This window comes from Streptomyces sp. (genome assembly GCF_031178505.1).
In the GTDB taxonomy this organism is placed as follows: domain Bacteria; phylum Actinomycetota; class Actinomycetes; order Streptomycetales; family Streptomycetaceae; genus Streptomyces; species Streptomyces gulbargensis.
Map to the genome: position 1 here is coordinate 1 of NZ_JAPSIW010000003.1, position 21219 is coordinate 21219.

At 67.0% G+C, this 21219-nt stretch carries 18 protein-coding genes and 1 pseudogene; 18 read left to right on the forward strand and 1 reads right to left on the reverse strand.

The window, feature by feature from the left end; translation table 11 throughout:
- The 17 genes and pseudogenes from RIF68_RS00790 to RIF68_RS00870 all read left to right on the forward strand — a co-directional run.
- Positions 1–332, forward strand: a 332-nt coding sequence (locus tag RIF68_RS00790; RefSeq protein ID WP_309049171.1) for a UTRA domain-containing protein, incomplete at its 5' end; no start/stop codon positions are given.
- Positions 333–471: 139 nt separating this feature from the next.
- On the forward strand, positions 472–822 hold the full coding sequence (locus tag RIF68_RS00795) for a hypothetical protein (protein WP_107476561.1): 351 nt from the start codon (positions 472–474) through the stop codon (positions 820–822).
- 14 nt (positions 823–836) lie between these two features.
- Positions 837–2180, forward strand: coding sequence for an FtsK/SpoIIIE domain-containing protein (locus RIF68_RS00800; protein ID WP_375165652.1), 1344 nt, complete (start codon positions 837–839; stop codon positions 2178–2180).
- An 83-nt stretch (positions 2181–2263) separates the two neighbouring features.
- A complete protein-coding gene (locus RIF68_RS00805) occupies positions 2264–2938 on the forward strand; it encodes a DUF2637 domain-containing protein (RefSeq protein ID WP_164419852.1) in 675 nt (224 codons plus the stop codon).
- A 22-nt stretch (positions 2939–2960) separates the two neighbouring features.
- Positions 2961–3152 (forward strand): mobile element transfer protein, encoded by a 192-nt coding sequence (locus RIF68_RS00810; RefSeq protein WP_309049173.1) that lies wholly within the window; start codon positions 2961–2963, stop codon positions 3150–3152.
- Positions 3153–3162: 10 nt separating this feature from the next.
- Positions 3163–3318 carry a hypothetical protein gene (locus RIF68_RS00815; RefSeq protein ID WP_309049174.1) on the forward strand — a complete coding sequence of 52 codons (156 nt, stop codon included), beginning with the start codon at positions 3163–3165 and terminating at the stop codon, positions 3316–3318.
- A 12-nt stretch (positions 3319–3330) separates the two neighbouring features.
- On the forward strand, positions 3331–3648 hold the full coding sequence (locus tag RIF68_RS00820; RefSeq protein ID WP_164419851.1) for a SpdD-like protein: 318 nt from the start codon (positions 3331–3333) through the stop codon (positions 3646–3648).
- Between the two features lie 97 nt (positions 3649–3745).
- Entirely contained in the window at positions 3746–4297 is a 552-nt protein-coding gene (locus tag RIF68_RS00825) for a GGDEF domain-containing protein (RefSeq protein ID WP_107476557.1), read from the forward strand.
- A gap of 85 nt (positions 4298–4382) precedes the next feature.
- A complete protein-coding gene (locus RIF68_RS00830; protein ID WP_107476556.1) occupies positions 4383–4565 on the forward strand; it encodes a hypothetical protein in 183 nt (60 codons plus the stop codon).
- A gap of 71 nt (positions 4566–4636) precedes the next feature.
- Positions 4637–5371 (forward strand): annotated as a pseudogene (gene repSA / locus RIF68_RS00835) (replication initiator protein RepSA); the annotation flags it as partial.
- Positions 5368–5556 carry a helix-turn-helix domain-containing protein gene (locus RIF68_RS00840; RefSeq protein ID WP_309049175.1) on the forward strand — a complete coding sequence of 63 codons (189 nt, stop codon included), beginning with the start codon at positions 5368–5370 and terminating at the stop codon, positions 5554–5556. The pseudogene repSA and the gene RIF68_RS00840, both read left to right, overlap by 4 nt.
- Entirely contained in the window at positions 5556–6722 is a 1167-nt protein-coding gene (locus RIF68_RS00845) for a site-specific integrase (RefSeq protein ID WP_309049176.1), read from the forward strand. Before RIF68_RS00840 ends, RIF68_RS00845 begins: the two co-directional genes overlap by 1 nt.
- A gap of 619 nt (positions 6723–7341) precedes the next feature.
- On the forward strand, positions 7342–12063 hold the full coding sequence (locus RIF68_RS00850) for a sacsin N-terminal ATP-binding-like domain-containing protein (protein ID WP_309049177.1): 4722 nt from the start codon (positions 7342–7344) through the stop codon (positions 12061–12063).
- On the forward strand, positions 12060–13577 hold the full coding sequence (locus RIF68_RS00855) for a nuclease-related domain-containing DEAD/DEAH box helicase (protein WP_100455313.1): 1518 nt from the start codon (positions 12060–12062) through the stop codon (positions 13575–13577). The genes RIF68_RS00850 and RIF68_RS00855 overlap by 4 nt, the downstream gene beginning before the upstream one ends.
- Positions 13574–16753 (forward strand): helicase-related protein, encoded by a 3180-nt coding sequence (locus RIF68_RS00860; protein WP_309049178.1) that lies wholly within the window; start codon positions 13574–13576, stop codon positions 16751–16753. The genes RIF68_RS00855 and RIF68_RS00860 overlap by 4 nt, the downstream gene beginning before the upstream one ends.
- Positions 16734–18536, forward strand: coding sequence for a DUF1998 domain-containing protein (gene drmB / locus RIF68_RS00865; RefSeq protein WP_100455315.1), 1803 nt, complete (start codon positions 16734–16736; stop codon positions 18534–18536). Before RIF68_RS00860 ends, drmB begins: the two co-directional genes overlap by 20 nt.
- Positions 18537–18700: 164 nt before the next feature.
- On the forward strand, positions 18701–18889 hold the full coding sequence (locus RIF68_RS00870; RefSeq protein WP_100455316.1) for a hypothetical protein: 189 nt from the start codon (positions 18701–18703) through the stop codon (positions 18887–18889).
- Here RIF68_RS00870 and RIF68_RS00875 read toward each other — a convergent pair.
- Entirely contained in the window at positions 18870–19535 is a 666-nt protein-coding gene (locus tag RIF68_RS00875; protein WP_238156415.1) for a very short patch repair endonuclease, read from the reverse strand. The two genes, RIF68_RS00870 and RIF68_RS00875, sit on opposite strands and share 20 nt — an antisense overlap.
- A gap of 137 nt (positions 19536–19672) precedes the next feature.
- Here RIF68_RS00875 and RIF68_RS00880 point away from each other — a divergent pair, with 137 nt between their 5' ends.
- Positions 19673–21118 carry a DNA cytosine methyltransferase gene (locus RIF68_RS00880; RefSeq protein ID WP_309049179.1) on the forward strand — a complete coding sequence of 482 codons (1446 nt, stop codon included), beginning with the start codon at positions 19673–19675 and terminating at the stop codon, positions 21116–21118.
- The last annotated feature ends 101 nt before the right edge of the window (positions 21119–21219 follow it).

Sequence of the window (21219 nt, forward strand, 5' to 3'; positions counted from 1 at the left end):
GCAACGGCACCCCGGTCGAGACCGCCTCCTCCTACCTCCCGTGGGACGTCGTCAAGGACATCCCCGAGCTGTTCGCCGAGAACCCCGGCGGCGGTGGCATCTACGCCCGACTCGAAGACCACGGGCACGAGTTCGCTGAGTTCGTCGAGACGCTGCAAGCACGGCCGGCCTCTAAGGCGGAAGCCACCGAACTGGCTCTCAGCCCAGGCGCCCCGGTCGTTCACCTGATCCGGGAAGCCCGCACCACGGCCGGGCTCGTCGTCGAGGTCTGCGACACCCTCATGGCCGCTGACCAGTTCGTTTTCGAGTACCGGATCCCAGCAGCCGACTGACGACCGCTCAACTCCTCACAGCCCGTCGCGAGTTCTCTGTCGCGGCGGGTTGACTCATGTATAGGAGTGATGCACTCTTCTTCATGTCACTCATATACATGAGTGACGGAGTCCAGCCTCTATAGAGGAGTGATCCGCTGTGCGTCAGATCCCCGTCGACACCTCCGCCGCGACCGTGATGGTCGCCAAGACTCCGGAGCCGAAGGTGAAGGACCGCCGGACCGGTGAGCTGGCCGTCGACGCCGAGACCGGTGCCAAGCTCATGACCGTGAACGTGATGTTCGCGGCCAACGACGAAGTCGAGATTCTGTCCGTGACGGTCCCGGAGACCGGTATCTCCGGTGAGCTGGCCATGGGTACCCCGGTCGCGCTGACGGGTCTGATCGCCCGGCCGTGGGAGAACGAGTTCAACGGCCAGAAGCGGCACGGCATCGCGTTCCGGGCGGTCGCTGTCACGTCGCTGGCCGCTGCGGGCTCGAAGGCTGCCTGATCATGACGTGGTTCATGGTCGCTGTGGTTGTGGTCGTCGCTGCTGCGGGTCTCCTGCGGTGGCGGCGCCCCGCCTGGTACTGGCTCACCTTCGGGGCCCTGGTCGCGACGGTGCGGGTCCTGGTCCGCTACGCCTCGGTCATGGAAGCGTGCGGGCTGACGGTCCCGCCCTCACGCTGGCGGCTGGCTCTGGCCCGGATGGCGAATCGGCCGGCGCCTGAGTCCCGGCCACCGCGCATCTTGCGGTTACGGTTCACCCGTACCGGCCTGGTCCTGCGGCTCAAGCTCCGGCCGGGACAGGATGCCTTCGACGTGGCTGCCGCTACCGACCGGCTCCGCCACTCCTTCGGCGTCTACGGCGTCACCTCCCGCGAGCTGCGCTCGGGCGTGGTCGAGGTGCGGATGACCGGCTACGACGTCCTCCAGCGGGTGCAGATGCCCGCCATGGCCGAGACGCGGCCGATGCGCATCCCTGTGGCGCTGCGGGAGGACGGTGCGGTGCACTACCGCGACTACCGTGCCGTCCCGCACGGCCTGACCCTGGGGGCCACGGAGTCCGGGAAGTCCGTCTACCAGCGCAATCTGGTCGCCGGGCTCGCTCCGCACCATGTTGCCCTGGTCGGCATCGACTGCAAGCAAGGCGTGGAACTGTTCCCGCTGGCCCGCCGGTTCTCCGCGCTCGCCGACAACCCCGACACCGCCCTCGATCTCCTCGAAGCGCTCGTCGGACACATGGAGGACGTCTACCAGCTCATCCGGGCCGAGCAGCGCATCAGCGTCGCCGTGCCGGATGCGGAGATCGCCGCCGATATCTGGGACCTGCGCGAGGATCTGCGGCCGGTGCCGGTCGTGGTCCTGGTCGACGAGGTCGCCGAACTCGCCCTCTTCGCGAGCAAGGAGGAGGAGAAGCGCCGCGACCGCATCATCACGGCGCTGGTACGTCTCGCTCAGCTCGGCCGTGCCGCCGGCATCTACCTCGAAATCTGCGGGCAGCGCTTCGGCTCCGAACTCGGCAAGGGCATCACCATGCTCCGTGCCCAGCTCACCGGCCGTACCGCCCACCGCGTCAACGACGAAACGTCCGCGAACATGGCCTTCGGCGACGTGTCACCCGACGCCGTCCTGGCCGCCATCCAGATCCCCACCGACACCCCCGGCGTCGCCGTCACCGGTGACTCGACCGGCGGCTGGGCTCGCATCCGCGCCCCGCACACCACGCTGCGTGAGGCCGTGAACATCTGCAACAAGCACGCCGACCGCACCCCCGACGTGCCCGCGCTGGCCGCCTTCCGGCCTGCCCTCGCTCCGCTGCCCAAGGCCCGGGTGCCGCTGTCCAAGACAGCCCCCGCCACCGCCTGACCGTCCCGCATTCACGGTCGGCGCGACCGCCCTTCGCGCCAGGTCCCTACCCCTCCCATGCCTGACGACAGGAAGGAGCTGTGATGGCCCGCCCCGCTCTCCGCATCGACGCCGTGCTCGTCCAGGCCGTCATCGCCGGGGCACTGTCCTTCGCCCACCTTCACGACCTGGCCGCCGCTGCCGGACAGGACGGCTGGAAAGCCTGGGCCTACCCCGTCTCGGTGGACCTGCTCCTGGTCGCCGCGTGGCGACGGCTGCGCACCGACGGACCGTCCCGGCTGGCCTGGTGCTGGTTCGTCATCGCCCTGGTCGCCTCGCTCGGCGCCAACGTCGCCACCGCCGGACTCCTCGACCTGAACGACGTCCCGGCCTGGCTGCGCATCCTCGTCGCCGCCTGGCCTGCCCTGGCCTTCATGGGCGGCACCCTCCTCGCCCACACCGCCGCCCACCACGAGCCGGAAGCGCCGGCACCCACCCCACCGGCGCCCGAACCCCCGGGCTTCGCGGACGATCACGACCTCGTGCGCATGGACGACACGGAGGAGCCCCCGGAACTCCCTGCGCCCGAACCCGAGCAGGCCCCGGCTCCGCCCGCGGTTCCCGCTCCGTCGGTCCCGGCCGCGCTGGTCGACCACGCCCGCAAGGTCGCCGCCGACCACGAACACCGCACCGGCAGCCCTATCGACACCGACACCCTCCGCACCCGCCTCGGCGTCCCGCCCCAGCTCGCAGACGCCATCGCCGCCCAGCTCGCCTGACCCGAAAGGAGAACGACGCCTCATGCCTGCCCGTGACCACTTCCACTCCGTGATGCGGATCGGCCCGGTGCAGATCGGCACCCACCGCGACCGCTACGGCCGGACCAAGCACGCCGCCGTGTGCACCAACGACCGCTGTGGCTGGTCCGCCGACTACACCGCTCAGTCTGCCGCACAGCTCGCCGCCCGCACCCACCGCTGCAAGGTCAGCTAGGAGGCCACCCGTGGACGTCCCGCTCTGGTTCGCCCTGCTCTGCGTCGGAGTCCTCGGCATCAAGCTCATCCGCCCGCCCTGGTGGCTCATCGCCGTACTCCTCCTCGGCGGCTACCTCCTCGCCGACAGCCTCCTCGCCCCCGTCATCGACACCGCCGTCAAGTAAGGAGATCCGCCCATGTTCCGGCCCAAGCACCCGACCATGCCCCAGCCCACCGGCACGGTCACCCCGCCCGCCGTCGTCGAGCCGACGACCATCACGCCCGGCACCCCGGCCCCGCCGCCGGCCCCCACGGCCCCGGCTCCTCCGTCGCGCCCGGTCGTCCAGCTCACCCCGGGCACCGCGCTCGCCCTCGTCGGCGGCGGCACCGCCGTCGTCCTGGTCGTCGGCGCCGTCCTGGTCTCCATGCTCCTCGCGGTCGCCGTCACCGCCGCCTCGCTGGCCATCTGCGCCCTGGTCATCCGCTCACTCGTCAACGCCCAGCACCGCCGCTGAACGGATCACCGGGGCGACGCACAAGCCGCCAAGCACGCCGCCGCCCCCGGGCTGACCGTCCCGCCAAACCAACCGCCATCGCCAAAGGGAGAACACCGTGGACCCGCAGACAGCCGCGACCCTCCTGCCGTTACTCGGCTGGGCACTGCACGGAAGCGTCCTCACCCGCCGCCTCGCCTCCGCCCGCCGCGACCCCCTGACCGGCCTGCACACCCGCGCCGGATGGACCGCCCGCGCCGAACACTGCATCCGCCGCCACCCCCGCGCGGCCGTGCTCCTGGTCGACCTCGACCACTTCAAGACCCTCAACGACACCCACGGCCACGCCGCCGGAGACGCCGCCCTCATCTCCACCGCCCACCGGCTGAGCAGCTGGTGCGGACGCCACGGAACCGCCGGCCGACTCGGCGGAGACGAATTCGTCGCCGTCATCCGCGACCTGGACGCCGTCGACCTCGACGCCCTCACCACCGCACTCCACCAGCCCACGAACTACGAGGGCTCGGCCCTGCCGCTGGCCGCCTCGGTCGGTGTCTGCCGCCTCGTCGAGCTGCCGGTGCCCGCACTCACCGATGCCCTCGCCGCCGCCGACGCGGCCATGTACACCGCCAAGGGCCGCAGCCGCCGGGGCTCGCACACCGCTCGCTGACCGGCCACCGGGTGGCGCACAAGCCGCCAAGCACGCCGCCACCCGGGGCCGTCCCTTCCAACCGCAATCGAAAGGAACCACCATCATGGCCCACCACACCCCGCCCCGGCCGAGGATCTGCCCGGCCTGCGACGGCTTCGCCTCCGTCCACATCACCACCGGCGGCCGCAACGCCCGCGGCCACCTCCGCACCATCACCGCCCACTGCCCGACCTGCCACGGCACCGGCACCACCACCCGCCACACGCGGGAGGGCGCCCGTGCCTGACACCCTGCTCGACCCGACCACCCTCGGCGACCTGCTGAGGGTGGCTTCGGCCCCTGACTACGCCCGCTGGGAAGCGCGGTGCCCTGCACTTCCATGCCGTGATCAGGCTCGATGGACCGGAGGGGCCCGACACCACGCCACCGGCCTGGGCGACCGTCGATCTCCTCGCCGACGCGATCCGCGCCGCCGCCGCGCACTCCTACACCTCCGTCTCGGCCCCGGCCGCCGAGGACCAACCGGCACGCACCTTCCGTTGGGGCACACAGCTCGACGTACGGCCCGTGAAGGCGTTCGGAGACGGTTCCGACATCACTGAACAAGCCGTCGCCTCCTACGTCGCCAAGTACGCCACCAAAGCCGCCGAGACCACCGGCACCCTCGACCGCCGCATCGGCGAACTTTCCGAACTCGACCGACACGACGTCCCCGACCACACTCGCCGCCTGGTCGAAGCCTGCAACATGCTCGACCCCCTGTACCCCGAACGCCGCCTGTGGGCCTGGGCTCACATGCTCGGCTTCCGAGGTCACTTCTCCTCGAAGTCCCGGCAGTACTCGACCACCCTCGGCGCCCTCCGCCAGGCACGCGCCGACTACCGCGCCGCGCAGGAACACGCCGCCCTCGTCCTGGACGACCGCGAACCGGACACCGTCCTTGTCCTCGCCGACTGGCAGTACGCCGGACACGGCCGCACCCCCGGCGAATCCGTCCTCGCCGCCACCATCGCCCGCAACCTCCAGCTCAACCGCGAGACAGCTCGTGAAGCCGTACGCGACCAACTCGACCAGGAAGGAGTCGCAGCATGACCACCGTCACTCCAGAACTGCTGACCGTGCCGGAAGTCATGGCGCGGCTGAAAGTCGGACGCAGCAAGGTCTACGACCTCATCCGCACCCGTCGTCTCGCCTCCCTCAAGATCGACGGGGCGCGTCGAGTGCCCGCCGACGCCGTACGGGACTTCATTCAGTGCCAGTTGGGAGAGGCCATCTGATGGCCAAGCGACGTAGCCGGGGTGACGGCGGCCTCCACTGGGACGAGAAGAGACAGCGTTGGATCGCCACGGCGAACCTCGGCTTCGATCCGAGCGGTAAGCGGATCGTCAAACGGGGGAGTGGCAAGACCAAGACGGAAGCCAAGAACAAGCTCAAAGAGGTTCTGCGCGACCACGAAGACGGTCTCGCGATCGCACCCACGGGGTACACCGTCGCCGACGCGGTGAATGACTGGCTTGCGTACGGTCTTGCGGGCCGTGATCAGCGCACCGTCGAGAACTGCACCAACCTGAGCAGGAAGCACGTCATACCGGGGCTGGGTGCCCGGAAGCTGCGTGACCTCAGCGCAGAGGACGTCGACCGTTGGCTGGTCACCAAGGCTCAAACTCTGAGCACGCGCAGCCTTCAGGCGGTCCACTCCTGCCTGAACCGGGCGGTCAAGCGGGCCATGGCGCGGGACAAGGTGAAGCGCAACGTGGTGGAGCTGTGCTCCGTGCCCCAGGGCCAGCCTGGCCGGCCGTCCAAGGCGCTCAGCTTCGCCCAGGCCGAGGCGGTGCTGAAGGCTGCCGAGGGCACCTCGATGCACGCCTATATCGTCGTTGCCCTGCTGACCGGTGCGCGTACCGAGGAACTACGGGCGCTGACCTGGGACCACGTCTTCCTCAAGGGAAATCCGGACGCCGACCCGCCACAGCCTCCGCACCTCGCCGTCTGGCGCTCGGTTCGGCGTGGTGGAGACACGAAGACCCGGAAGTCTCGGCGAACCCTCGCCCTGCCGGCGCGTTGCGTGGAAGTCCTCTGGCAGCACTTCGAGGACCAGGGTTGGGAACGGCTCGCCGCTGGTGATAAGTGGGCGGAACACGGGCTCGTCTTCTCGTCGGCTGTGGGCAAGCCGCTCGATGCCACGAACGTCCGGCGCGCTTTCCGCCAGGCGCTCAAGGAAGCTGAGGGCATCAACGCCGACGAGTGGACCCCTCGGGAGCTGCGGCACAGTTTCGTGTCGCTGCTCTCCGACCGTGGCGTCCCGTTGGAGGAGATCTCTCGCCTGGTCGGCCACTCCGGTACGGCCGTGACTGAGGAGGTCTACCGGAAGCAGATCCGGCCCGTGATTCAGACCGGCGCCGTGGTCATGGACGGTATCTTCAAGCGCGCTCCAGAGCGGTAGTCACGCAGTTAGACACGCATACGAAACAGGTGAGGCACTTACTCTTAAGAGTAGGTGCCTCACCTGGTGTTTCTCTGTCGGGGTGGCGGGATTTGAACCCACGACCTCTTCGTCCCGAATGAGGTTCGGCTACCACCCCTGCCAGCATGAATCCTGTTTGCCCTGGTCAGGTGGGTGGTCTCGCTTGGTCTCGCGCCGTATGGAACGGGCTTGGGGAGTGGGTCGGCTCCCAAACGGCTCCCACAGCGTTTCCTACCAGCTCGGGCGAGGACCTTCACGCCAGCAACCGTGCGACATTCCCCTTCACTTGGCCCTCCTCCTGTGCCACCGAGTCGGTGTCGTCTCGGCTCTCGCTGAGTGACCCGTCGACACCGACCCGTGACGTACCTGCGCCTTACAACTTGTGAAGGTTTGGCGTAGGTTTCTATCCTCCTGCTTCGACGACCGATCTGGTAATAACCGGTCGGTCTGTCAGTGGATGCGTCTACAGTCCGTGGCAGGTCGGCGGTGTGGTGTGTGACACATCGTCGGTGAACATGGTGATCGACGTTTCAGGAGCCATGCAAGTGCGGCTTTGGCAGTGGTGCGTTGCTGTGGCAGTAGCGGGGGCGGTGTAGGCGTGGCGACGAATCGAGCCGGTTGGATTCCCGACGAGCGTCTGGTTCGCGAGGTCGACGACCTCTTCGAGCGGGCGACCAACTCGTATCGTGCGAATTCGCACCTGATCGCGGAGCACGCCAACCAGGAGGAGTCCATCCGAGTCGGCGGTTACTCGAACCGCACGCTACTGGAGCTGGTGCAGAACGCGGCCGACGCGATGTCGGGAGCCGACGAGCACGAGGAGGGGGCCGGGCGGGTCGAGATCGTCCTCGACCTCGATCGCCAGACCTTGTACTGCGCGAACGCCGGGCGTCCGTTTTCGCGTAGCGGCCTGACCACGCTCGCGCACGCGCACCTCAGCGGTAAGAGAGGTGATGAGATCGGGCGGTTCGGACTCGGGTTCAAGTCGGTGCTCGCGGTCACCGACGCTCCGCAGGTGTTCAGCCGGTCGATCGCCTTCGAGTTCAACTCTCCCAAGGCGAAGGCGGCCCTCGCGGCGATCGCCCCCGCATCCAAGAGGCTGCCGGTCCTAAGGACCCTGACGCGGATCGATGCCGACGTCGAGTTCGCCGAGGACCCGATCCTGGCCGAGCTGGCGGAGTGGGCGGTGACGATCGTCAGACTGCCGCGCGCGTCGAGGTTGGAGAACCTCCGGAGGGAGATCGAGGAGTTCCGCTCCGAGTTCCTCCTCTTCGTCAACTCGGTGCGCGAGGTCCGGCTCCGGGTCGTCGGCGCCGACGCCGACTTCGTGACGAGCCACGTGTCGCGTGACCTCGGTGACGGTAGGTTCCGCATCGAGCGTCCCGACGGTGACCACGAGGAGTGGTACGTCGAGAATCGGATGCACGCACCCAGCCCCGAGGCTCGGACCGAGGTCGGTGAAGCGGTGTCGCGTGACCGGATGAAGGTCACGGTCGCCATGCCAGCACGGTTCGCCCAACTGAAGACGGGCGGGTTCTGGTCGTATTTCCCGCTCCAGGACAGGACGTCGGCATCCGCCCTCTTCAACGCCCCTTGGAGCGTGAACGACGACCGCACCACGCTGCTCGCGAACACGTACAACCGGGAGATCCTCGTGACTCTCTCCGGGATGTTCCTCGACATGTTGCCGAAGGTCTCGTCCTTCGACGATCCTGCAGCGCACTTGGACTACATGCCTGCACGTGGTCGCGAGACCCACTCGTTCGGCGACGAGATCCTCTGCGTTCATATCCCGCAGCTCGGATGCGAGAGGGCTCTGATCCCCGATGCTGCAGGTGTACTGCGCACGCCGCCGGAGCTCCGTCCTCTCGACTTCCGCGTCAGCGAGGCGTCCGAGCGCGACCACGAAGAGTGGATCAAGTCGCCCCACACCAGTGGCGATGTGCCGCACTGGCGTTGCTACGCCAACAATCAGCGTATGACGCGTCTGCGGACGCTTTACGTGTGCAGTGTCTCCTCCGCCTTCGTCGACTCGCGGCCGAGGGATGAGGCTAAGGCGCTGGAGAAAGTACCCAAGAGAGGCGTCCTGTCGTGGCTGCGCGAGTGGGCGGAAGGGGCCGACGCGGCCTCTGCCGCGAGAGCGCTCGACTTCGTGCTGCGGAATCCCAGAGTCGACGGCATCGGCTCCGCGAAGGTCATACCCACGACCGACGGCATGAAGTCCGTCAAGGATCGCGGTCAGGTCTTCCTCCATCGCGTGGAGGGCATCGAGGTCGAAGGATCGTGCTTCGTCGATCCGGATTTTCTGGCCGTTCCCGGCGTCGAGAAGAAGCTCGGTGACAGGGGCTTCCGAGACCTTGACCCGCTCGCGAAGTTCGAGGCCAGGATGGCCAAGCTGTCGCCGGAGTCGGAGGACGACGAGCTTCCGAAATTCTGGGACGCGGCCGTCGACGTGCCCATAGCGCAGGCGCAGAAGGTCGTGGCGGGCAACAAGGCCGGTGCCCTCAAGGTTCCGACACGGGACGGCGGCTGGGCGTCGCCCGAGTACGTACTGGACATCGACGGCCTCGGTGACGGCATTGCCGACCGAGTGTTGGACAGGACGAAGTGCGTTCCCCAGATCGCCCATGCAGCAGGCGTCATCACAGAGCCTGTGGCTTCGTACTCGGTCGAAGAGGAGGTCCATTTCGACGACTACTGCCAGTACGTCCTGGATGAGCTGAACCGGAGGTTGGGGCCCGGGGAGCGCCACGTCGAAGAGGTCGAGTTCGACAAGGGCGACGGCCCGGGTCCGTTCTCGGCACTCCTCATGCTTAAGGAGGCGGAGGCGCCTGAGAGCATCCGCGAACACTGGACGGAGAGGCTGCTCAGGCTCGACGAGGCGGGTTACTGGCTCTGCACGGACGTCGACACGGGGCTCACCCACCGAGTCGCTTCCCCCGTGCGATGGGCGGTGGACCAGGCTGGCCTGCTGAAGTCGAGCCGCGGTTACCGGGCTCCCGGTCACGTCGTCTCCGCGTCGCTCGTCGAGTACGAGGCCCTGCTGCCTCTCTTCCGCGGACCGCGCCACGTCGAAGACGCCCTGGCACTGCCGAAGGCGCTGGACGAGGTTCCGGCGGAAGTCATGCGCGATGCGCTCCGATCGGAGGTCCTCAAGCCGATCAAGAACGGGGCCCTGACGGGGTTCGTCCTCACTGCCGGCAGGACCGCATTCCCGGACGGGCGTCCGGATCTCATCCCCGCCAGGGTTGGACGCGTCATCGAGGCGAGGCGACCCGACGCGGTGTACTTGGCGACGACCGAAGAAGAACGCGCGTTCCTCAGCATGAGACAGAAGCCGTACCTCAAGGCGGACCCCGACGAAGCGGAGCTGCTCGTCGAGGAGGTCGGATGTCGTCGGTTCGAGGACAGCTTCTCCTTCTCGCTGCTGGTCGACGGCCGGCAGGGCGAGGAGCGCGTCATCGACTTGTACGCCGGGCTGCGTTCGACGTTCGTCGAGGACAAGGTCGTGAACGCGACCGTGGCGAAGGCCGTCCAGATCACGAAGCGCGTGACCACCGAGGACGGCGTCGAGGACCAGACGCTCGAGTGGCATCTCGAGGGGCTGACTCTCGTGGTCCATGCCGACCTCGACGAAGAGCGCGTTCTGCAGATCGTCAACGGCGCGTTCGACCTGCGTCTGTCGAACGCCGAGCTGAGCGACATCCTCCGAGCACGTGCAGACCAACGTCTGGAGGAACAGCGGCAGGCCGCCCGGGCCGCAACCGGTGATGCGGAGCGCCTGGAGATCTTCTTCGGCGACGACACGCTGAAAGAGTGCCTGCCGAAGGGGCTCTGGCAGGCACTCGACGGGCAGGGCCTGGTGGACGACTCCACGTCCGTTGCGGAGCTCTTCCTGACGGTCTACGGCAGCGACTCGATCAGATTCCTCAAAGATCAATTCAGCGTCGAGGGGTACACGGACGTTCCCACGGCGTGGGCGGGGGGAGCGTCGACCGTCGCCTGGCTCCGGAAGATGGGATTCGGCACGCAGTATGCCGGACGCCGCGGTCGGCACCAGGACGAGGAGTTCGTCGTGCCCGGTGCCGTGAGGCTCAACCCTCTGCACGATTTCCAGAAGGAGATCAGCCGGGAGCTGAAGGAGGTTCTGACGTCCCGAGAAGCGGACGGGCGCGCACGCAAGGGCATGGTGGAACTTCCGACGGGAGCCGGAAAAACTCGCGTGGCCACCGAAACCGTGCTGCGGCTCTTCGTCGACGGCGACATGAGCGGAACCGTGATCTGGATCACGCAGTCGGAGGAGCTCTGCGAGCAGGCGGTGCAGACGTTCGAGACCGTCTGGCGATGGCTCGGCGACGAGCGTCCGTTGACCATCGGCAGGCTCTGGAACTCCAACGTGGTCCACGAGCCAGACACCGAGTTCAGCGTGGTCGTGGCCACCGACGCCAAGCTCGACAGGGTTGCAGACACCCCCGAGTACGAGTGGCTCAGTCGCGCGTCCGCGGTGTTCATCGACGAGGCGCACCGGGCGGGCGGGTCGAAGATGTACACGAAGATCCTCAGGTGGCTCGGAGTCGACGGCCGTAGCTGGGAGCGGCCTCTGGTGGGCGTCTCGGCCACCCCGTTCAAGGGGAAGAGCGACGTCGTCACCAAGCCGACGGAGGAGCTGGCGGCCCGCTTCGGCCACCACATCATGAGGGCCTTCGGAGGCAACGCCTACGAGGAGCTGTCGAAGAGGGGCGTCCTCGCGCGGGTTCGACACGAGGTGCTGAAGGGCGTGGACGTCGCGCTGAAGCCGGATGAACTCGAGCAGGTGCAGTCGTGGCGCAAACTCGAGCCCAAGGTTCTCGACCGCATCGGGCGGGACCAGGCTCGTATGCGGATCCTCGTGGAGGACATTCTTCACCGGGACCCGGAATGGCCGATCCTCGTGTTCACTCCGAACGTCCTGTCCGCCCAGGTCCTCGCCGCCACGCTTCGTTACCGGCAGGTCGCGGCCGAGGCGGTCAGCGGCCAGACCGGACGGCAGGCACGCCGTGACGTAATCGAGAAGTTCAAGAAGGGGGAGATCCGGGTCCTGGCCAACTGCGATCTGTTGATCCAGGGCTTCGACGCACCGGGTGTCCGGGCCCTGTACATCGCGAGGCCGACGTTCAGCCCCAGCGCGTACATCCAGATGGCCGGCCGCGGACTGCGCGGCCCCGCGAACGGCGGCAAACCGGAGTGCCTCATCGTGGACGTCGCCGACAACTTCGGGGCGGTCAACGATTTCCTCGGATACCGCGCCTACGAAGACCTCTGGCGAAAGCAGGGAGCATGATCCTGGTACCGGATCTCGCCGACGTCGAGACGACGACCACCAGCAACGCCGAACGGCGGGTGGCGCGACTGCTGCGGGCGATCGACGGGCCCCACGGGGCGGTCGCCTTCCACTCGGTGAAGCTGCGGAGTCATGCGGTCAAGCAGCAGGGGGAAGCCGACTTCGTCGTGCTCTGGGACGGTGTCGTCGTCATCGTCGAGGTCAAGGGCGGGGGCGTCAGGAAGTACGACGGCGTCTGGTATTCCATCGACCGCCACGGTGACTGGAAGAAGCTGCGCGAGTCCCCGATGGACCAGGCGCAGTCGGCGATGTACGCGTTGCGCGACATTCTTCAGGAGGAAGGCGTCGGTTGGTTCGCGACCGAGGCCGTCGCCCTCACCCCCGACATCGACGCGCCTCCGGCCGCGGTCGAGTGGAAGGGGAGCCACTGGTGGGCCAGGGACCAGATGACCATCGCGGCGATGACGGAAGCCTTCGAGAAGGTCGCCGGTGAGGCCAGGACCGCACCCTTCGGAGTCAGGATCGCTCGGTCCGAAACCCTGCGGGCGCGCCTCTTCGGCGAGTTCACGCGGATGCCCGTTATCGATGCACAGCGGGGCGCCGTCCTGGAGGAGCAGAACCGGGCGACCGAGGGGCAGGCACGGGTCCTGGCCGCGCTCTCCCGAAACCCGAGGATGCTCGTCTTCGGCGGTGCGGGCACCGGAAAGTCCCTGGTGCTGGTGGAAGGCGCGAAGCAGGAGGCGGGCGAGGGAAAGTCGGTTCTCATCACCTTCCACTCACCCGCCCTCGTCGACTTCTTCGGTCCGCGGATCGAGGGCAGAGACATCGATCTTCTTCCGTTCGCGGACTTGTCAGGTGACAAGCAGTACGACGTCGTCTTCGTCGACGAGGCGCAGGACCTTATGAACGCCGAGGGTATGGACGCACTGGACTCCGTGATCCGCGGAGGTCGCGAGGGCGGTCGGTGGAGGATGTTCCTGGATCCGAACAACCAGGCGCGCGTCGACGGCGAATTCGACCCTGATGTCTGTGAGCTGGTCCAGCAGGAGGCGCTCCAGTACGACCTGGACCGGAACGTCCGCAACACCCGGGCGATCGTCCACGTCGTGCAGGAATACCTGGGCGCCGACGTCGGAGACCCGGGCATCGTCCACGGTGACCGAGTGGAATGGCGGTGGTCCGATGCGACGGCCGACGTCGACGCGGCGGAATCCGTGGCCCGGGACCTCGTCGCGGACGGCGCCCGTCGTCAAGACATCTGGATCATCAACGTCTCCGAGGGTGCCGAGCCTTATAGAAGCGAGGCCGGGTTCCTCGTGACGAACCCGCGGTTCGCCAAGGGGCTGGAAGCAGAGCACGTCATCGTCTGCGGCCTGCCCCGTGAGTACGACGATCGGGGCCTGGCCGCCTTCTACGTGGCAGTCACGAGGGCGCGGGTCACGCTCCACGTGATCGCGTCCAAAGAGGACAAGAAGCGGCTCCAGGCTCTTCTTCGAAAGCAGGTCTGCAAGTGAACCTCACCGTGGCTCAGAAGAAGGCCCTGGAACACCTTCGAGAGTCCTACGTAGGGCCCGAGGCGGGCGATGACGAGGTCACGACGAACCTGCCTCACCGGCAGTACGCCGTCGGCATGCTGTTCCCGGTCGAGGCCGGGAATCGAGGGACTCACGGCGGCGGAGACACGGACGAACACGTTTCCGCCGACGTCCCGGACGGCGAGGTGGAGGAGAGCGGCGCCGGGGTCCCCCTGGCAGAGGACTGGAGGCCCTCGTCCGTCGCGATCTCCTTCGTCACCGACGGCGATTCCGTCGACGTCGACTTCTCGTGCGGCACGTACGCCGTCGTCGACGGGGACGGGCCACCCGGATGGCGGCGTACTCCGTTCTCCGCCGGCGTCATCGAGCTCCGGCGGGAGAAGAAGATCGAGCGCCTGTCCGTCGGGGGTGTTTCGGTCGAGGTCGGATCGCGCTGGCGCGTCTTCGGGGGAAACTCGTTGGTCACCGTCCATGTACGGGTTCTGACCGAGTCCACGGGTGACGACCGTCTCGACATCCCCGGGATGCTGTTCCAGGTCCGTCTGGCCGTCACTCCGCCCGCTGGTGCAAAGATCCTGGAGTACGACACGACGCGTTCGTTCGACGCCGATCCGGAAGCCGCCGAGCTGCGTCTGCGGTACCGCAACCGAAAGGTCTACGCGGTCGGGCACGGAATGGCCGCGGACTGGGAGTTCACGGCTGGCCGTTGCACACGGATCTTCCTCGAACCCGTCCCGGCGTTCGTGGTGCCCGCCGTCGAGACCACGGGTTTCGACGAGGGGACGGCCGAAGCCGGGGCCTTGGAGCTGAGGCACCTCCAGCAGATCGACGAGGACCCCGGAGCGGTACTGCAATCGTTGGATGCCTTCGTCGAGGCGTTCGCCGGCTGGGCTTCCCGGCAGATGGAACGGGCGGAAGCGTTCGGCGACGACAAAGCCGTGGCCGTCCGTATCGCCGAACGTTCGGAGAACACGGTCGGCAGGATGAAGAAGGGCGTCGACCTCCTCCGGTCACCGGAACAGCAACATCTCCGAACGGCATTCTCACTCGGCATGGCCGCCATGCGCCTTCAGATGCGGCAGGGGGCGATCAACCGTGGGGAGCCGGAGGACCTGGTTCGGGAACCGGAGTGGCGGCCGTTCCAACTCGGCTTCCTGCTAGTCTCGTTGGCTTCCACCGTTGACGAGAGGCACGAGGACCGGGGACTCGTCGACCTCATCTGGTTTCCGACCGGTGGTGGTAAGACCGAGGCATACCTGGGTCTCGCCGCGATCGAGGTCTTCCGCCGACGGCTCGACCACGGTACGGCCGGTGGGGGAACCGCCGTCATCACCCGCTATACCCTGCGGCTCCTGACCGCTCAGCAATTCCAGCGGGCCGCGGCATTGGTCTGTGCGATGGAGAGGTTGCGGGCCACGGACGGCCGGGCGAAGGGGATGGCGCCTTTCTCGATCGGTCTGTGGGTCGGCAACGAAGTCACCCCCGGTACGCGTGGAGAGGCGCGTGACGCGCTCAAGCGTCTTCAGAAGGCCGCGCGTCCGGAAGAGGCGAACGAGTTCCAGGTCGAGAGCTGCCCGTGGTGTTTGACGCCGATGGTGCCGAAGCTCAGGAGCGACAAGCCGCATGACTACGGCATGCGTCTGGTGGGACCGGACGTCGTACTCCATTGCGTCGACGAGTCGTGCGAGTTCACCGACGGGCTTCCGCTCGCGGTCGTCGACGAGGTGCTGTACGAGGAACCGCCCACGATCCTGCTGGCCACCGTCGACAAGTTCGCACGTCTGCAGTTCAAGCCGGAAGCCGGGAGGCTGCTCGGTCTCGGGACCATTTTCAAGCAACCGTCCGTGATCATTCAGGATGAGTTGCACCTGCTCTCGGGGCCGCTCGGGACCACCGTCGCCGTTTTCGACGCGGTGATCCAGCTCCTGCTGAGCCGGTCGGGGGTCAGCCCCAAGATCGTGGCTTCGACGGCCACCATCCGCGCGTCCGAGGAACAGGTGGGAGGGCTCTACGGACGAAAAGTCGCCCTGTACCCGCCGTCGGGGCTCGACGACGACCGGACGTTCTTTTCCCGCCCCGTCGAGAGCGGAGAAGGGCGTCTCTACGTCGGTTTGATGCCGCAGTCGGTCTCGCAGCCGTCGGCCGTCATCGCCGCCGTCACCCCCATGGTGGAGATGCCCGAGGCACTCGCCGCCCGCGCTCCGTCCGCCGCGCCACGGGACGCGTACTGGACACTGGTCATGTACCACAACAGCCTCCGCGAGCTCGGGCGTACCGGAACGCTGGTCGTCGACGACGTCAACGGCCGTCTGGAGCCTCGTGCCGAAAGGCTCGGTTTCCCGCTGCGTCCCGTCAGGGCCGGAAAGGTCCTCGAACTGACGAGTCGCCGCGGAGCGGAGGAGCTGCCGAACGACCTCCGTGCGCTCCGGATCGGGGTCGACGAGTCGTCGGACGCCGTGGACGTGGTCCTCTCGTCGAACATGCTCTCCGTGGGCATCGACATTCCGAGGCTCGCGCTGATGCTCATGGTGGGGCAGCCGAAGACCACGGCCGAGTACATCCAGGCCACCAGCCGTGTCGGGCGTGGAGACACGCAAGGCGTCGTCGTCACGCTGTTCCGGTCGAGCAGGGCCCGCGACCGATCGCACTTCGAGACCTTCCGCGGTTATCACGAGGCTCTTTACCGGAGCGTAGAGCCCACGAGTGTCACGCCGTGGTCGTTGGCCTCGCGCAACCGCTCGCTCGCCGGCGCACTCGTGGCGCTGTTGAGGCAGTCGTTCAGCGCGCTCGCCCCGAACGACGCCGCGGGTCGGCTCGACCTCGGGGACGACAAGATCCGCGAAGCGGTCGACCGACTCGTCGACGGGTTTCTCGGTTACGTGACGCGCGCCGACGGTCTCGAAGCGGAGGAGACGCGCTCTGCGGTGGGCAGCCTTCTGAGGGATTGGGACCGGCGGGCGGCACAGGCACGCGAGGCGGACGAGCCGCTGTACTACCAGCGCACGAAGAAGGATCAAGCAGCTCTGTTGAAGAGGTTCGGTCAGCCCGGAGAAGGGTGGCTCGTCGGAGACTCGATGAGGTCTGTGGAGCCAAACGTGGCGGTCGAGGTCCAGGAGCCGCAGGAGGAGGTGCACCGTGGAGAAGATCAGGCATGACCTGCGCCTCTCCGAGACGATCTCGCCGTTCGGTGTGGGAGCGATCGTCGACGTCCGGGGTGAGTCGCTCATGGCGCCGGACACGTCCTGGTGGGACAAGAGATTCGCCCATGAGATCAGCTGTGAGCGTCTGATGGCGCGCCTCGGTGCCGGCGTTCTCAGGCAACCGCCGGAACATGCGGGTCGCGCCGGCAAGGACACTCCCGCGTTGCCCTACTGGCGCTTTCCCGCTTGGCGGTTCTGCGAACGCTGCGACAAGCTCTCGAAGCTGACCGGGAAAAAGAAAGGTAAGTGGAGTAACGCCTGTGAGTGTGGCGGCGCCCTCGTACCGATGCGCTACATCGCCGTCTGTGAGAAGGGTAGCCACGCCCAGGACGTCAACTGGTTCAAGTGGGCGCATCGTGGGCGCGGGGCGAGCCTGAGCGAAGCGGTCCGTTTCTGCCGCGATTACAAGGCGCTCAGGTTCCACAAGCTGGCCACCCGTGGCGAAGGTCTCGCGGCGTTGGTGGTGAAGTGCTATGGATGCGGAAACGAGCGCAGACTCGCGGAACTCGTGACGAAGGGGGCTCTGCACCGGGACGGGATCCGTTGCGCGGGGCGGCAACCCTGGGAGCCGGAGGACTCCGTCAAGAAGCCCTGCCCGTACGAGCTGGTCGCCGTTCAGCGCGGTGCCACGGGCAACTACATCGCCGAGAGAATCTCGGCTCTCGACATACCCGAGGAACGTCCGCAGTCCGCGGAGGCGGCCGACAAGATCCGCGGGCACGTGTTCTTCGAGAAGGTGGTGACGGACAACGGCGGGCCCTTGTCGGAGCAGGTGGCGGAGTGGATCGCCGACGATCTCGGAGTTACGTCGGAAACCGTCCTCGCCGTGGCGGCGGGGGAGGAGACCGCACCGGACGAGATGCTGCTCGATCTCAAGGATGGTGAGTGGGCGGCGTTCCTGAAGAAGCTGGACGGTGGACGCGACGGTTCGGGAAGCGACTTCGTCGTCGACGGACGAAGCCTCGGAGGCGTCACAGGGCCGCAGAGTCTGCTCGGCAAGATCAGCGGCATCGGGCAGGTGCGCAGGGTCCGTGAGGTCCGTGCTCTACGAGGATTCCGGCGTCATGACGCAGAAGCGGCGATGATCAGCGTTGATCTGGGCTCGGACCAGCGGCGTTGGCCCACCTACCCGGCGATCGAGCTGTTCGGGGAGGGGATCTTCCTGCGGTTCGACGAGCGGAAGCTCGCCGAGTGGGAGGCGCAACCGGAGGTGGAGGCACGCGCCGGCATCCTCAAGGAGCGCAGGGCCGACTCTCCCTGGGCCGGCCGCCTCGACATGCCGGAACCCAGGTACATCGCCCTGCACACGCTGGCGCACCTGCTTATCCGGCGACTGGCGTTCGCAAGCGGTTATGCATCCGCCGCGCTGCAGGAGCGGATCTACGCTAACTCCGACCGTACGGACAAGACCGCCGGGATCTTGATCTACACCGCGGCGGGGGACGCTCAGGGGACCCTCGGCGGCCTCGTCAGACTCGGGGCCCCCGAGAAGTTGATCCCGCTCCTGGTGGCCGCTCTGGACGACGCGGACATCTGTTCCAACGACCCGGTCTGCATCGAGAGCGATCGGCAGGGAGCCTCGCAGCTGAACCTCTCGGCCTGCCACGGTTGCTCCCTTGTGAGCGAGACCTCCTGCGAAACCGGGAACCGGCTGCTCGATCGACAGCTGGTGCTGGGCGGAAGCGATGTGAGGGGACTCTTGGACGATGTTCTGGCGGAGGTCCGACAGCCCAGGTGATGTGGCCTCCAGGCCGTCATGCGACGCGCAATGTAGGACGGGCCGAAGCGGCTCGTTGCGGATTGCGAACCCGTGCAGAGCGACTACGAGGTCTGGTCACGCTGGATGCGCCTGCCGCCCCCAGGGCAAATACGGGGGTGGGAGCGGCGTGCGATCCTGGCGGCATGATCCGAGAACCGGCTGAGGCCATGGTGCGTGAGGACGGCTCCGTAGAACTTCCCATGGGGATTCTCGTCGAGGCCGGTCTGGCCCCCGGCGCCCGGCTCCTCGCCTACAGCGACGGAGACGGGCGAATCGTGCTGCGAAGGGAGGCGGACGCCCTGGACGATCTACTCAACGGACGTCCGCTCTGAGCACACGGGCGGCGTGCTTCGACTTGGACTCCTCCAGTCCGAGTCGTACGAGGGCGGCCGCGTCGTCGATCGGCGTGTGCTCCCAGACTCGGACCACGAACCAGCCGTGTTCCACCAGGAGGCTGTCCGTCTCTCTGTCACGGCTCTTGTTGCCTTCGATCTTTGACACCCAGAACTCCCTGTTCGTCGATGGGATCGACCGGTGGGTGGAGCACCCGTGCCAGTAGCAGCCGTCCACGAACACCGCCACCTTGTGCTTGGTGAAAAGCACGTCCGCGGTTCGGCGCAACGTGGCCACCGGCCTGGCGTTCACCCTGAAGCGCAGCCCTTCCCGATGCAGAGAGGAGCGGAGCCTGAGCTCGGGCTTGGTGTCGCGTGCTCGATTGGAACGCATCGACGCCCGGGTACCGCTCGACGAGGCCCAGGAGTTCCCTATCTCCTCCGCCACCAGGAGCCCGGCCTCTTCGGCCAGGAGCCAAGCGGCACGAAGGTTCGCGCTCCGGGTGGGGTGGTCCACTTCGCCGAGGGAGTATCGGCGTCTGCGTCCTGCGACAGCCCATTCGAGTCTGGCGACGACGTGCCCCGTCCTTCGAGACTCGGTCAGGACGACGGTGGCGGGTACTTTGACGCCGGACTCGTCGCTCACGAAACGCTTGGCGTGACCTCCGGCGGCTCGATCCTGTTCACGTTTGCGATCAGTCCTCGTCATCCCGGCCCTTGGGCGCCAAGCGCGGGAGGGCGGGCGGTAGGCAGAGGTGCGCCGTCGGCTCGCGGGGCCGTCGGATGATCCGCGTGAAGGGTGCCCAAGGTCCACTCCTCGAGCTTAAGGTGCTGCATGACCTGATCGAGCAGTCCGAAATGGACCTGATTGGGGGCCGGCGCGAAACGCTGTTGAGCTGTACAGTCGGGAGATTGCCTTCCGGCCTGGTGGCCGGCTACAGTGCGCCAATGCGCCAACCACACAATGAAGTCGACGCCTCCGAAGTGGAGGCGGGGGATCCCGGTCTCGCTCCGCTGAGGACGATCGACCTCTTCGCCGGCTGCGGTGGGCTGACGCAGGGCTTCGTCGACGCGAAGTGCGGCGGCCGTCCGGTGTACCGGCCCGTCGCAGCCGTCGAGCTCGATTGGGCAGCGGCGGCTACGTACGCGGTGAACTTCACCGAGAAGTTCGGGGCGCATATCCACCAAGGGGACATCGCGGACTGGGTCGACAGGCCCGGAGGACTCCCCGAAGCCGACATCGTGTTGGGTGGCCCGCCCTGCCAGGGGTTTTCGAGGCTTGGAAACCAAGATCCGAACGATGCGCGCAACCAGCTTTGGCGCCATTATCTGGATGTGGTTTCAACCGTCCGGCCGATGGCTTTCGTTATGGAGAATGTTGACGCCTTCAGGAATTCTCCCGAATTCGAACTCTTGCGCAGAGAAGTTCGGGATGGGGGAGCTCTCTCCGAATACTTCATCTACGATGATCTTCTCAACGCTGCTGATTATGGTGTGCCGCAACGACGTTTCCGTGCGATTGTCGTCGGAATCCGAAAGGATCTACGATCCGCCGTGGACTCGGCTCGTCTAATCGATGACCTGACGGACATGGAACTACAGGCCGCGCTCATCCCGACTCCGGCTGCCGGGCCCGAACGCACCGTATGGCAGACGATTTCCGACCTCGTGCTGCGCAAGCTCTCCTCCGATCTACCCACACGCGAGGTGTCCGCTAACGGGCGTAAGATCGCCGGCCCGTTCCGTATGGACGAGCTTCATCTGCGCCGAAACGGCATAAAGCCGATCTCGATGGCGCGCTATCGTTCCATTCCCGAGGGGGGAAACCGGTTCGACATCCCCTTCGAGTTGCTTGCGCCTTGTTGGAAGAAGCACAAGAGCGGTTCCGCCGACGTCATGGGGCGACTGCACCGCGACAAGCCGTCGGTCACCATCCGTACGGAGTTCTTCAAACCGGAGAAGGGCCGTTACCTGCACCCTTGGCTGCATCGGCCCATCACACACCTGGAAGCGGCCAGACTGCAGGGCTTCCCGGAGTCTTTCCAATGGTGTGGAAGCAGGAGCGACATCGCACGGCAGATCGGTAACGCCGTGCCCGTCGGGCTGGGACGGGCCATCGCCGAGCACCTCGCCCCGCTGCTACTCGCTCAGCGGGACCTTCAGGCAACGACCACGGTGAAGGCTCCCCGTCCGCCCAAGCGGCGACGAAAGCTGGCGGCGGCTGCCTGATCGGTCCTGCGTAGAACGTTCGGTGATTCCGTACGGGGAACTTCCCGCATCCGGGCCCGGTTGTCGGTGCGCGCGGATATAGAGTTGTTTCATTGGACACC